Origin of the sequence: Bacillus sp. FJAT-45037, assembly GCF_002797325.1 — a bacterium.
In the GTDB taxonomy this organism is placed as follows: domain Bacteria; phylum Bacillota; class Bacilli; order Bacillales; family Bacillaceae_D; genus Alkalihalophilus.
In genome coordinates this window covers 738,314-750,827 of record NZ_KZ454938.1, presented here as the reverse complement: position 1 = coordinate 750,827, position 12,514 = coordinate 738,314, and the positions used below count along the sequence as shown (strand labels likewise).

Annotated in this window: 13 protein-coding genes and 3 pseudogenes; 4 read left to right on the top strand and 12 right to left on the bottom strand. The window is 36.9% G+C overall.

What is annotated here, in order from left to right; translation table 11 throughout:
• Positions 1 to 37: 37 nt before the first annotated feature.
• Positions 38 to 295, bottom strand: coding sequence for a DUF4190 domain-containing protein (locus CDZ88_RS03710; RefSeq protein WP_100372256.1), 258 nt, complete (start codon positions 293 to 295; stop codon positions 38 to 40).
• Positions 296 to 867: 572 nt separating this feature from the next.
• Positions 868 to 1,440: a TetR/AcrR family transcriptional regulator gene (locus CDZ88_RS03705; protein WP_100372255.1), complete on the bottom strand. Its 573-nt coding sequence runs from the start codon at positions 1,438 to 1,440 to the stop codon at positions 868 to 870.
• 137 nt (positions 1,441 to 1,577) lie between these two features.
• Here CDZ88_RS03705 and CDZ88_RS03700 point away from each other — a divergent pair, with 137 nt between their 5' ends.
• Together CDZ88_RS03700 and CDZ88_RS03695 are read left to right on the top strand one after the other, a co-directional pair.
• On the top strand, positions 1,578 to 2,486 hold the full coding sequence (locus CDZ88_RS03700; protein ID WP_100372254.1) for an ABC transporter ATP-binding protein: 909 nt from the start codon (positions 1,578 to 1,580) through the stop codon (positions 2,484 to 2,486).
• Positions 2,476 to 3,258 (top strand): ABC transporter permease, encoded by a 783-nt coding sequence (locus CDZ88_RS03695; RefSeq protein WP_100372253.1) that lies wholly within the window; start codon positions 2,476 to 2,478, stop codon positions 3,256 to 3,258. Before CDZ88_RS03700 ends, CDZ88_RS03695 begins: the two co-directional genes overlap by 11 nt.
• A gap of 308 nt (positions 3,259 to 3,566) precedes the next feature.
• Here CDZ88_RS03695 and CDZ88_RS17970 read toward each other — a convergent pair whose 3' ends face one another.
• Together CDZ88_RS17970 and CDZ88_RS03685 are read right to left on the bottom strand one after the other, a co-directional pair.
• Positions 3,567 to 3,863 (bottom strand): TIGR04104 family putative zinc finger protein, encoded by a 297-nt coding sequence (locus tag CDZ88_RS17970; RefSeq protein WP_442857108.1) that lies wholly within the window; start codon positions 3,861 to 3,863, stop codon positions 3,567 to 3,569.
• Between the two features lie 104 nt (positions 3,864 to 3,967).
• On the bottom strand, positions 3,968 to 4,213 hold the full coding sequence (locus tag CDZ88_RS03685) for a hypothetical protein (protein ID WP_157796460.1): 246 nt from the start codon (positions 4,211 to 4,213) through the stop codon (positions 3,968 to 3,970).
• 359 nt (positions 4,214 to 4,572) lie between these two features.
• Between CDZ88_RS03685 and CDZ88_RS03680 the strand changes: the two are divergent.
• Positions 4,573 to 4,941, top strand: a pseudogene (locus tag CDZ88_RS03680) (IS110 family transposase); the annotation flags it as partial.
• A gap of 73 nt (positions 4,942 to 5,014) precedes the next feature.
• Here CDZ88_RS03680 and CDZ88_RS17710 read toward each other — a convergent pair.
• Both CDZ88_RS17710 and ltrA read right to left on the bottom strand, forming a co-directional pair.
• A pseudogene (locus CDZ88_RS17710) lies at positions 5,015 to 5,353 on the bottom strand (group II intron maturase-specific domain-containing protein); the annotation flags it as partial.
• A gap of 29 nt (positions 5,354 to 5,382) precedes the next feature.
• On the bottom strand, positions 5,383 to 6,306 hold the full coding sequence (gene ltrA / locus CDZ88_RS03675) for a group II intron reverse transcriptase/maturase (protein WP_232718543.1): 924 nt from the start codon (positions 6,304 to 6,306) through the stop codon (positions 5,383 to 5,385).
• A 517-nt stretch (positions 6,307 to 6,823) separates the two neighbouring features.
• Between ltrA and CDZ88_RS03670 the strand changes: the two are divergent.
• Positions 6,824 to 7,690: pseudogene (locus CDZ88_RS03670) on the top strand (IS110 family transposase); the annotation flags it as partial.
• Positions 7,691 to 8,147: 457 nt separating this feature from the next.
• On the opposite strand, the gene CDZ88_RS03665 reads toward CDZ88_RS03670, so the two are convergent.
• The 6 genes from CDZ88_RS03665 to CDZ88_RS03640 all read right to left on the bottom strand — a co-directional run bounded on the left by CDZ88_RS03665 (position 8,148) and on the right by CDZ88_RS03640 (position 12,487).
• The gene (locus CDZ88_RS03665; protein WP_100372250.1) at positions 8,148 to 8,528 is read right to left on the bottom strand and encodes an SH3 domain-containing protein; all 381 of its coding nucleotides are present in this window, start codon (positions 8,526 to 8,528) and stop codon (positions 8,148 to 8,150) included.
• Between the two features lie 134 nt (positions 8,529 to 8,662).
• A complete protein-coding gene (locus tag CDZ88_RS03660) occupies positions 8,663 to 9,592 on the bottom strand; it encodes a GNAT family N-acetyltransferase (protein WP_100372249.1) in 930 nt (309 codons plus the stop codon).
• 283 nt (positions 9,593 to 9,875) lie between these two features.
• Positions 9,876 to 10,232 (bottom strand): cupin, encoded by a 357-nt coding sequence (locus CDZ88_RS03655; RefSeq protein WP_100372248.1) that lies wholly within the window; start codon positions 10,230 to 10,232, stop codon positions 9,876 to 9,878.
• 139 nt (positions 10,233 to 10,371) lie between these two features.
• Complete coding sequence (locus CDZ88_RS03650) at positions 10,372 to 11,001, bottom strand: hypothetical protein (RefSeq protein ID WP_100372247.1); 630 nt, start codon at positions 10,999 to 11,001, stop codon at positions 10,372 to 10,374.
• Between the two features lie 558 nt (positions 11,002 to 11,559).
• Positions 11,560 to 11,910, bottom strand: coding sequence for a hypothetical protein (locus CDZ88_RS03645; RefSeq protein WP_100372246.1), 351 nt, complete (start codon positions 11,908 to 11,910; stop codon positions 11,560 to 11,562).
• A 133-nt stretch (positions 11,911 to 12,043) separates the two neighbouring features.
• A complete protein-coding gene (locus CDZ88_RS03640; protein WP_100372245.1) occupies positions 12,044 to 12,487 on the bottom strand; it encodes a hypothetical protein in 444 nt (147 codons plus the stop codon).
• Positions 12,488 to 12,514 lie beyond the last annotated feature (27 nt).

The window sequence follows — 12,514 nt, the reverse complement described above, 5'->3', positions numbered from 1 at the left end:
TAAAGCATCGCACCCCGTTTGTTTAATAAGCTGCTTTCTATGTTGAAAATACGAATAGAAAACCTACTAATATCAAAAAGAGTTGTATCACAATTCCTACAATGCTACAAATCATCCCCGATTTAGCAAGACCGATACCTACATCATTTGAATTTTCAATTTCTTTTTTTGCGATTTTTGAAAAAACTATTCCTAGCACACCAACAACTATTCCCATTGTAGGTATTAAAATAGACAAAATTCCAAGTGTTAAAGATACAATAGCCTTCGTATTTGTTTTTGATTTTTCAACCACAGGTTTTATCCCCCTCACCCATAAATGTTAATGTTTTAAATAAATTCTAATTTAACATACCATATTGTGTCATTTCGAAATTGAATAAACTGCTCCGTTATTGCAATAAGTTCAATAAAAAATGCGTCAATCCTTCTTGAATCAAAGCTACTCCTTTAGTTAAAGTTCGATGTTTCACATACTATTATAAAAATTCACCCTCCTATAACTAGCTAGAAGAAAGATATATGGAATTTATATAGCAGGAGGACTTCGACATGGTGGCATCATCTGACAAGAAACAAGGGATTTTTGGAAAGTAAAATAGTATTAGGAATTCTAATGCTTTTTACGATAACATCGATGAATGTACTCCGTATTTTTAATCCAACAGTTAATGATTTTCGTGAAGAACATGTCCTCGTTTATGGCCTCATTCATTTAGCCTGCTATGGAATTACTTACGCCAAATGGAGAGTATTTTTTTACAGAATATAAAATGAGCTTATTCAGCACTTTAGTTTCCTATTTACAAGTAAAAGAGCCTAGACCCAAGCCCTTTTTTTGTGTTGCCGATTTGCACCACTCCGCAATCACTCTCTCAAGCCCATCAGTTTCCCTATCACACCATCACTCGAAAGTTCTCCAAGCAGCGCTGTTAAGTCTTCCATAGAAGGAGCGTTTTCCTGGTTGAACCAATAGCTTAAAATCCCGATCATCGCAGATAGCGCATATTCCAATGTGTAGTCGAGCTCAAAGCCGTCTTTTGCTCCCTGTACGACAAGGATTTCTTTCATCACGGGCTTAATGCTGGCTTTGATTCTTCTTTGAAAGGCCGGATCTCCGTGGTCTCCAAGCAGGACGGCAAGATACTGACTTTGGTCGGAATACAAGCGGACCAGTGCTTCAAGAGGAAATGGGTCGCCTGAAGAAGAAAGCTGCTGCATCGGCATTTCCTGCAGCTTGGAAATCAAATTGTTTTCCAATTGCTCCAACACGTCATACACATCCGTAAAGTACTCGTAAAAGGTGGACCGATTATAGCCCGCTTTCGTTGTAATTTCTTTAATCGTTATTTTTTCGATTCGCTTTGTGAAATAAAGCTGCCAGAAAGCATCGGTTAAATTTTGTCTCGTTTGAGCGGTAATCGCTGGATTCTTTTTCATAACTCTTCCTCCTGTGGGGTGTCGCAGAATCCGACAATAGCGTCAAACTGTCGGTTGATCGGGATGTGCGTACACCATATGCTTAGATCATACGACATATTGTCGGATAAATAAAAAGAAATGGTTGGTGATGATAGATGACAGCGATAAACATCCAAAATCTTACCAAGGATTACGGAAATCATAAGGGAATTTTTGATGTTTCATTTCAAATAGAAGAAGGAGAGGTAGTTGGCTTTCTCGGTCCAAACGGGGCTGGGAAGACGACAACGCTTCGCCATCTGTTGGGATTCAGTAAACCGCAAAGCGGAACGGCTGCTGTTTTACAGTTGAATTGCTGGAATGAGTCTAAAGAAATTCAAAAGCATTTAGGTTATCTGCCTGCAGAGATGGCCTTTCCGGAAAACATGACAGGCACGCAGCTTATTCAGCATACCGCGAAAATGCGAGGTCTCCGTGACCTGAAAAGGTCTCAACAGTTAATAGAGATGTTCAACCTTGATCCTTCAGCACCCATTAAGCGAATGTCGAAGGGTATGAAGCAAAAGGTTGGAATCGTTTGTGCCTTTATGCACGATCCTAAAGTTCTCATTCTAGATGAACCAACAACTGGACTTGATCCTTTGATGCAATCGGTCTTTGTTCAGCTTATTCGCGAGGAAAAACAAAAGGGGAAAAGCATCCTTATGTCGTCTCATTTATTTGAAGAAATCGAGGGGACCTGCGACCGGATTGCCATGATTAAGCAGGGGAAAATCATTTCAGTCATAAAGGCGCAGGAATTTAACAACGTTGAGAAGACCACATTCAAAGTAACGTTTCAAAATCCTGAAGACTTCCAATCAATTCAGCAGGATATTTTCAAAATTTCAGAGATTCACAAGGAAGGCTTGCAGCTCGTGATCGAAATAGAAGATACCCAACTAAACAATCTGATCCGTGCACTGGCTGCTAAAAATGTGATTTCCATTCGTGAAATGAAATACTCACTGGAAGATAATTTTATGAATTTTTACAGAGGGGAGAATCACGACCATGTTCAATAAGACTTTACTCATTCACTTAATTAAATCAAATGCAAAAGTATTCCTCATCATAGCGGGTTCACTTTCAGTGTTAATCGGGATCATAATGAGTATCTTCACGCCGGAAACTATGAATGAAATTGCCCAAACAAGCACGGATGCGCCCATTAATCCGTTAGGTGATATTTCAACCTTAACCGCTTTTACAGCAAATCAGTTCTTTGGAAACTTCGCCCTCATTTTCGCCATGATCTATTCCGTCATCATTGGCAATAAGCTGATAGCAGAGCAGGTGGATAAAGGCAGCATGGCATACCATCTGTCAACGCCCATCACAAGAACCGAGTACACGGTAACCAGTCTCATTTACTTTGTTTCCTCCCTCACCGCATTATTCACGCTGATCTTTGGGGTAGGATTTGGCGTGGCAGAGCTCGTTCAGCCAGGTGAGCTTCCATTAGACACGTTCTTCATGCTTACGTTAGGTTCATTCCTATTAAATCTCGCTATAAGCGGTATCACGTTTTTTGCCTCTTGTTTATTCAACCGGTCAAGCTATTCCTTGGCGCTCGGTGCAGGCCTAACGGTATTTTTCTTTGCCGCGAATATGCTTTCCGGCATGAGTGACAGTCTGTCAATCCTTGAAAATGTCACGATCATTACCCTTTTTGATTCGGATGCGATTATTCAAAGTGGAAGCTATGGTCCGCAGTTATTTATACTTGGAGGACTGGCGCTCGTTCTATACCTCATAGGAGTAGCGGTTTTTAAGCGGAAAGATCTGCCGTTGTGAAACGGCTTTGTTAAAGTTTAATTCTTTTTTTACTATGACGAAAGGACTTCCATATATTTGGATTTCCTTTTCGTTGTTTTTAGTGGTTTCTTTAACGAATGCTACCCGTTAGCACAATAACAAAAAGTCATTTATGTTATTTGAAGATTTTGTTCTATCTCTTCTCGGTTATTTTCGGCGACCCACCCCTAGTAGTCCTTATATCATGGTATTATAGCTCTTTTTTTATCTGCGATAACTTCGCACTCCGATAAAAACTGCACCGTTCCTTCTTTCAGGGTAGCACCCGTTTGTTTAAATGTGATACTTCACAATACCCTGGTGTACTTAACAAAATATGGAGCAAACAATGAGCCAATCATTAATATGGCGAATCCAATAGTAAGAGTCATAAAAAAATTACTGAATGGCGAAAGGAAATTCCCAAAAATCAACATCGGTACAATAGTTAGAAAAGTAAATGTGAATCTACCAATAATGGTAATCCTATGCTCCTTACCGCATTTATCACAATTTATAGGTTTATATGCCCACCAAAACGATTTATAAATTTTACTCCAACTAAATTGTTCGTTGCAGTTTTCACATTTTTGCAAGACAGCCACCCCTTTCAATATGCAATTATCAATCGAGTCAATAATAACTAGAGCATCTTGCACTGACGTTCCCACTACTTTAAGTGAAATACATCACAAACTTCCGAGGGGATTTAATAAAAATTAACATAAATCAAATAAATTAAAGCTAAAGCAGCAAGAAGAATTTGCAACGTTCTAAATCCAAAATTAAATTTAATTATCTTTCTTTCTCCGATAACAGCTAATATCCATAAAAGAATCGCCGTTATAGGAACAAATATTATAGGCTGAAATGAAGGGTCAAAAATAAACCACCCAGCTAACACTATAAAACTGACTCCCAAGACAATAATTCCAGTAATAATATTTATTATCACGAAACCCACTCCCTTTTTTTTCACCATTGATATTCCCTTTATTAAAGTGAAATGCTCCGTTAGTGAAAAAGCTACTGCTCTTATTGAACAATCGCACCCGTTCGTAATATAAGGTTAGCCAGATAAGAAAATATTTCTGGTTGACCTTATTTTTTATGGTCGTATGATAGCGGTAGTCGGGGTAGAACGTCGCACCCGTGGGACTCGATCCCGTTAGCTAAACTGTTCGCCCCCTACTTGTATGAACATGTTTCAGGCTGGTTGGGACATAGAAATGATCCCGTTTAACAAGCGAACCTATGACACTACAAGAAGCTCTAGGGGTTACCAACTAATTTATTTCTAGGAGTTGATAAACAATGAATCCAGTCATCGGTCTGGATGTCTCAAAAGGAGAAAGTCAGGTTCAAGCCTTCTTGGACAAGGGAAAGCCTTATCGTAAGAGTTTCAGTATTAAACATGATCGTGAGGGTCTCGAGACATTCTTGGCATTTCTTCAAGAAGTCGAACAAGCAGCACAAGGACAACCACCTTCTGTGGTTTTAGAGTCGACAGGTCATTATCATCTACCTGTGATTCAGTTTCTGGAGGACCAAGAGTATGTGTATATTGTCATCAACCCACTCATTTCGCATCGAGCGAAAAGTTCGAGCTTACGCAAGGTAAAAACAGATGCCGTTGATGCGTATCATTTGTGCGAGCTTTACTACAAGGAGGAGCTTGAACCCTAATTGAGTAGGAGGAGGCTTTTAGCCTCCGACCTCTCACACCACCGTACGTACGGTTCTCGTATACGGCGGTTCAATCTTTTAAGTAGCGCAGCTCATAAAGTGTGGATAATTCTTTTAATCCCCACTTTATGAGTTTTTCTTTTGTGATTGCACGATGAATGATTTCCGACCTTGAAATACGCCAATATCCTTTTCGAGAATTGGCGATCTTGATGGCATCCTCATGACCGATGCCATATTTACGAAGCATTTTAAATTTCGTTTTAACTTTCTTCCACCTTTTCCAAATGATTTGTCTGAGCCTATGATTTAACCATCCTTGAACTTCAAGGATAAACGTCTTCATCCTTGCGATTCCGTAATAGTTAATCCACCCAATTGTTACCCGGTTAATTTCTGTCATGATCTGTTTCCATGTCCCAGGTCTTTTCCGACTGGTTAAGTTTTTGAGTTTATTTTTGAAACGTTGTTTTGCCGACCTGCTAGGTCGGCTACCGACTTTCCCATTAAATTTTGAATATTGAACCCTAGGAAGGTTGCCGAAGTGGCACTACACACCTTGCTTTTATTTTGATTAATGGTTAATCCAAGGTCACTCTCAATGTAGTTTGAGATATTATCCATGACTCTCTCGCCAGCTCGTTTGCTTTTAACGTAGATAACAAAGTCATCTGCGTATCGGATAAACCGGTGTCCGCGTTCTTCCAGTCTTCTATCCAGTTTGTTTAGATAGACATTGGCGAGGATCGGTGAAAGTGGACCACCTTGCGGAGTTCCTTCATTTGTCTCGATATAAATATCTTTATCAAGTATTCCGGAACGCAAGAATTTCCATATCAGTTTCAGGACGATTTTATCAGAGATAAATTCCTCAAGATAAGCATGTACTCTTTGGTGATGGATCGTATCGAAGTAGCTTTTCAAGTCACAATCGACAACTGTTCGATATCCTTCCTCGTAGTATTGCTCAGCTAGCTTGATTGCTTGGTGTGCGTTCCTTCCTTTTCTGAATCCAAAGCTTTTTTCTGAAAAGTATGGGTCGATTTTCGGCTCAATAACTTGTAGAATAGCTTGTTGGACAACCCTATCCATGACACTTGGAATACCGAGGTATCTTTTAGAACCATCCGGTTTCGGAATGGCGACTCTTTTCACTGGCTGTGGTTGATACGTTCCGTCTAATAGCTTCTTTTTCAATGGTTGGTAATACTTACGCATGTGAGATTCGAGTTCGTACACAGTTACTCCATCAACTCCTGGAGCTCCTTTGTTTTTCTTTACTTTCTCATATGCATTTAAAAGATTTTTGTCGTCAATCACTTGTTTAATTAATGCGTTACCATCTTGTTCTCTCATATCCATGTCGACATCCCTACGCACTCTTATGTACCTTTGGTTTCCAACCTATCTCTCCATAAGTAGCCATCTATTCGGTCTTTACCACGATGTTTTCTGCGCTTTGGCGGCGATGTCTACACCTCCTTGTTTTCCAAGATTAAGATTGTTCGGCCCTTCATTTTATTGTAAAACTACTATGGCCTCTGCTGACTTCTCATGATTCATCAACCTATCACTAGGATGATTGTTACGTAAGTAACCCTCATGAGACCTCCCCGGGTAAGGATGATAACCTTCCTCCCATGTAACTGCTGTATTTACTGTATGGAATTCGGGCAGTATCGGACTTTGTTTTGTTTAGCAAACTCGTCCATTCCAATTCAGCCTTCTATACAATTTCTGTTCGTCAGTTCGGGATTTTGCCGCAGGCTTCCTTCAGATTCCACTTCGCAATGGACACCCTTGCCTTTAGCTAACAGTTCCTACTGCCAAGCCTGTAGCGGACTTTCACCACCAAGTTATCACCCATGCCGGGCGCACTAAAAAACGAGGGATTCAACTCTTAAATCTTCGTAATTTAACCAGACAACAAGAGACGATCGCTGAAGTATCGGCGAATACGAAACTACAACTCCATTCCTTATTGGATCAGGTGTTTCCTGAATACAGAGGCGTATTTGGTAGTTTGTATTCGAAGGTATCGTTATTAACCCTGCAGGCTTTTCCAACTTCAGAGGCTGTCTTACAAGTGGATGAGTCTGAATTGGTCGAAAAGATCGCTTCGTTATGTAAAAGTCGTTCTGAGAGGTGGGCCATAGAAAAAGCACAAAAGCTGAGAGAGGCTGCCTTGCGCAACCCGTTTCAAAAGAATTTGTATGAGAGTCATATTTTCAATTTGGAGATGTTAACGAACATCGTTCTTCAATACCAAGAGCACCTATCCAACATCGCAACTGAAATAGATGCCCTTGCGAAAGAAATTGAAGAATATCAGATTATCCAATCTATTCCCGGAATTGGAGAAAAGATCGCCGCCACGATTATTTCTGAGATCGGTGAGATAGATCGGTTTAATCACCCAAAGAAGTTGGTTGCATACGCTGGAGTCGACCCTAGTGTTTACTCTTCAGGAAAGTTTACAGCTTCCGTTAATCGGATAACTAAAAGAGGCTCTTCCAGACTGAGACATGCCTTATTTATGGCCGTTCAATGCGGAATTAGAGATTCTCGTAAGCAAAAGACAACCGACGAAATTATTGCACGGAACAAGAGACTCAGAGAGTTTTACGATAAAAAACGCGAAGAAGGTAAACCATTTAGAGTCGCCGTCATTGCTTGTGTCAATAAACTCTTACATTGGATTTATGCTTTACTGAAAAGCAAAACACCTTTCCAAGATGTAGCTTGATAGCTATATCTAACTAGATAGACCAAGACCTTCCAAAAAGTACAGATTGGTAGGTTATTTGGTATACTCATTTTTAGTATAGCATGTGCAATTTCATTTTTTTATTGAAAAATGTTGACAAACTATTAGCTGGTTTACTTTAATAAGAAAAGGAAGTTGTTGAACAACTTCCCTTCTCTCATAGTGAAAACAACATTACATTAGAAAACAGCTTTCACAAAATTAATAAAAATCCTTGGAAGATATAACACTGCATCAACCGTCCAACCTAATGCGGTACTAATAAAAGTATTTTTATCAGCATTATCTCTACTCATATTTTCACCTCCCTCTACAAAACACTACCATAATATTGGGAAATTTTTCAAACTATTCTGCCCGTTAGTACAAGAAGCACCAAGAATCAAGTCAACAATTCCTTCCATTAAATTTAAGAACTTGTTAGCAACATTTTTGGTTAGTCATCATTTACTTCTTTTACATTCTCTTTAGGTACCCAACCTTCTTCTGAGTTAATTAGCCTTTTAACCCATATCCAACCATTAAGTTCGTTAAATTTAATAAGCTGTTCATCAACATTAACCTCTAATTCTTTAGCAATATAATCCTCTAGAATCAACCCTTGCTCACCTTCAATATGAATTATTTGTTCGGGTACCCAACCCTCTAAGTGTTTATCTTTAGTGTAACAATATATCCAGTTATTCCAACCTTCGTTACCCTCATACTTTTTGCCGACAATAACAGCCTGCCCTTTAAAAAGTCTAATGGGATTGGGGTAGTTGCTTATATGTTGTTTGGTTACTATATAAACAGTTTTATATCTTTCATCTCCCATAATTGCCAGCCCCTTTATTTAACTAAACTGCAACTTTAGTTCAATAAGAAAAAAGTATCAAAGCAGGCTTGCGATCTTCATCTTAAGCACCCATTCTTTGAACAAACAATTAAAAATAAAGGTAATACTAATGATTATTTTTTATTCAATTGATAGTAAGCATCAATAAGCTTTTCTACTGGAACATTATCTATTTTCATACCAGTCAAATCACTATTTTGTATTTCTACATTTCGAAGATTACTGTTACTAAATTTACTTCCTTCAAGGTCACATCTTTCAAATGAAATTGGTATATTCTCATCTCCAAGATTTGTATCAATGAAACTAACCCCACCTAAAGTAACAAATATCATCTTACTGTTAGAAAGATTTAAATCGGCATATAGTGAATTTCTAAGATTTAAATTTTGGAACTTTGAGTCGCTAAAATTACAATTGCTAATATGACTATTCATTAGATTACTGTTACCGAATGAACTTCCTTCTAAATTCACTCCATAACACTCCGTTTTTACCATATCGCAATTCACATATTGGAAACTAGGAATGCTTTTATTTTCAACTATGTTTTCTTTTTCTAATGAAGTTTCTATTTCCTTTAGATAACCATATTCATCCTCATTTTCATAGATGGTTTTATAACCCACTTTTTGATAAAAATAATGATTGTTAATTTGTCTACTTGATGTCTCAAGGTCCCAAATCCTTACATCAGGAAACTCTTTCTCTATTAAATTAATTACAATTGATCCAATTCCTTTCCCCTGATAGTTAGGGTCAACGAAAATACGGTCTATTCTCCCAAAACTTTTACCAGAAGTAGTTATTATAATTCCACCGATAATTTCCTTACCCTGTAAGACTTTAAAGTATTTCAATTCTTTAATCATATACTTAGTCATTTCAACAAAAGAATATCCTGGTGGCTTAATATTGTTATCAATTACATCATTTTGATTTGGAAGCCACTTTTTCACTTCTTCATCAAAAGTTCTTTTCTTTATTTCTGTTAGTTTTTCAGCATCTGTAATGGATGCTTTTTCAATGGTTATAAATGACATTTAAGTATTCTCCTTTTTGTGTATGCCCTTATATTACCATGTAGGAATGGTATTTTCTTATTAAACTAACTGCGTTGTTCGTTTAATATGGGGGCGCTAAAAGTGAAATAGTAAAAGTATTGGTTTTTGAAATGGATATTTTCAATTCACATTGGAAATATAGCCTTTCATCAATCCAGAAAATTCTCATTTACTCCATTTATTCTTAAACAAACCTACCCCGATAGCGCCATAACAGACGCTAAGGTTCTTTAACTAATGCTACCCTTTAGTTGAAGAACATCTATTCCTTTAGTGTCATAAATAATGCAGGGGTCAATTCTTCACTTTCAATGACAATAGCAGTTAATCCTACATTAGTTTTAGTTTCGTGCCATTCATCTTTGTCCCAAAAGACAGCATCCCCAGACTCAACTTTAAAATATTTGTCATTTTCATTACGGACATAACCCTCTCCGTTCAAAATTAAGAGAAGTTGAGGCACTACTGCTTGATGATAGCCAACGATACCATTTTCATCTAAGTGCATACATCCAATATTGGTTGGCTTATTTGTTTGAATTATACGAGACATAATAAAATCCGAATTAAATTTTAAAATCTTTTTACCACTGTCTTTGTTAAATTTATAAAACTCCATTATGACCTCCTAAAAAAGAATTGTTAAATTGAAAATTCTCTATCGTTGTTGAATTAACCTGCCCCTATAGTTGAAGAAGCGTCAGCCCTGTTCTGCTAAACGCACCCGTTCTTTAAGTACAGCCCTTCACAAACTTTATTTATATTGGTTCGTCGATTTCAAATTTAATTCTATGTAGCTCTTCGTTTAGTATCCAGAATTCTAAAGTTGCATTAAGTTCTTTATCGGGGTATCCGATTATACGAAATGATTGCTCTTCTCTTTTGTAATAGTCATCACCATATGCACGAACAATATCCTCATAGTCACTAGCCAAACTTATTTCCTTTGTAGTCGAAACTTCATTACCCAATATGACAATCCTATATAGTAGCTCATCTATTACAGATATAATATCAGTATCATTAACAATAAATGTGCCTTCATTTGTTTCATCTTCAAGCAGAAGCAAATTGCTATCAATTTCTGATATGGTTAATCTTTCAGTCAACTTAAGATTATAAAGGCTTTCTTTTGATAAATCATAATGAGCCGCTTTTTCATAACTTTTCTTCTCTAATTGTTGCTGAAAAATAATTGATGAAGGTATAAATAATAACAACCCAATAAATATCACTAAAAAAATGATTATATTCCTATTACTACTAAACCAATTTATCACAACCACCCCTTCTGAATTATTACTGTTTATTGAAGTATTCTGCCCCGATAGTTGAAGCAGAAGTGAGGTTCCTAATTGAAGCAGCGCATCCGTTTGTTCAATAAGCAAGCACTAAAAACCACTAGAGCAAATCAATAAGTATAAACTATAAACCATAGGTCCAATTTGTTTACTTCTGAAAAAACAAAGGGCTCATCCCATCACCCTCAACTGAGAAATATGCAAAGACTGAAAAACATAATATTATAATTGCAACGATACATACTAGGACTGATAAAATAGTTATGGTAAAAGAATGTACCTGACCGACTTTAACTGAATAGATACCAGCAAATAAAGTAATAATCCCAATTAAAAAACAAGTGAAAAACCCTACAATATTATTCATTTCCGATAGGAAGGTACCGAAACACAAGATAAAGAAAACTACTTGGAGTAATACTCCAAGGACAAATGAAAATAAGTACGCCACAACAATATCACCCCAATTTATTCGTTCTAATTCTCAAACTAAAAATCTTAACATTGCATTACACCTTTTATGAATAAATAAGTAATTGTTCTTCTAGTAAACTGCTCCGTTAGCACAAGAAGCACTGTTCTTATTGAGTTATCGCTACCCGTTAGTTAAAGAATTAAGACTAATGACTAATGCATGTTCCACTGTTATTTCCTTTCTATTTTTTTATCTTCTAAAAACTGAATAGCCTCATCAATATCATAAGTTTTAAGTTCTAATCCTCTCACTTCACCAAAAGTTGAAAAGATAAAAATAGCTGGTGCTTTTTCTATTTCATAATGAGGGTATTTTTCTTTTGCAACTTCTAAATCAACGATATATTCTAATTCTTTTACTGGGTAGTCGTTGCTTGCATACTTACCAAATACACCACTCATATTTTCATTACCTTCCACTACTAGAATAGAATACTGTTCTTCATCATTTCCAAACGAAGAACATCCTAAAAAAACAGAAGATAATATAAATACAAGAAAAAATAACAACAATCGCTTCATAAATCCCTCCATTTTTTAACTTATTACTTAATTTCTTTATCAAATTTCTGTTCAACAATCCTGCTCGTTAGTTAAATACGTAGGTGCAATTCTCCCCTTGAAGAAACGCACCCTTTAGTTGAATAAAATTACCCTATTCCGTTATATTAACTAATTCAAATGATTCTTCAAGACCGTTCCATTTTACAATTACAGATATTATTTCATCTTCTTTAATTTTAGATCCAGTCCCTCCACCACCACTTCTAAGTGTGATCTCATTTGGCGGTTCGTCAAACTCTCGAGAGCCGCTTCCTTCTCCAGTTGTTGTATCATAGGAATAACCTACTCTCTTTATTGATTGCGTCTCCTCTAAAGAACCTTTAAATGTAAGTACAAACGTTTCCTCATTTTCATGTGAGTAGTGAGTTCGATTATCCTCCTCTTCCCAGATTTCAGTTCCTTCATAAATGTATTCTGCTTCCCAATACTGTCCTTCACCTGTAAATGAATAATTGTTCTTAATAACTTCTTCATTGGAACACGCAGAAAGCAACAACATCAAAAATATGATTGCAGTTAGAATTGAACTTTTCATTTTATATCTCCCTCCCAATATTAATCT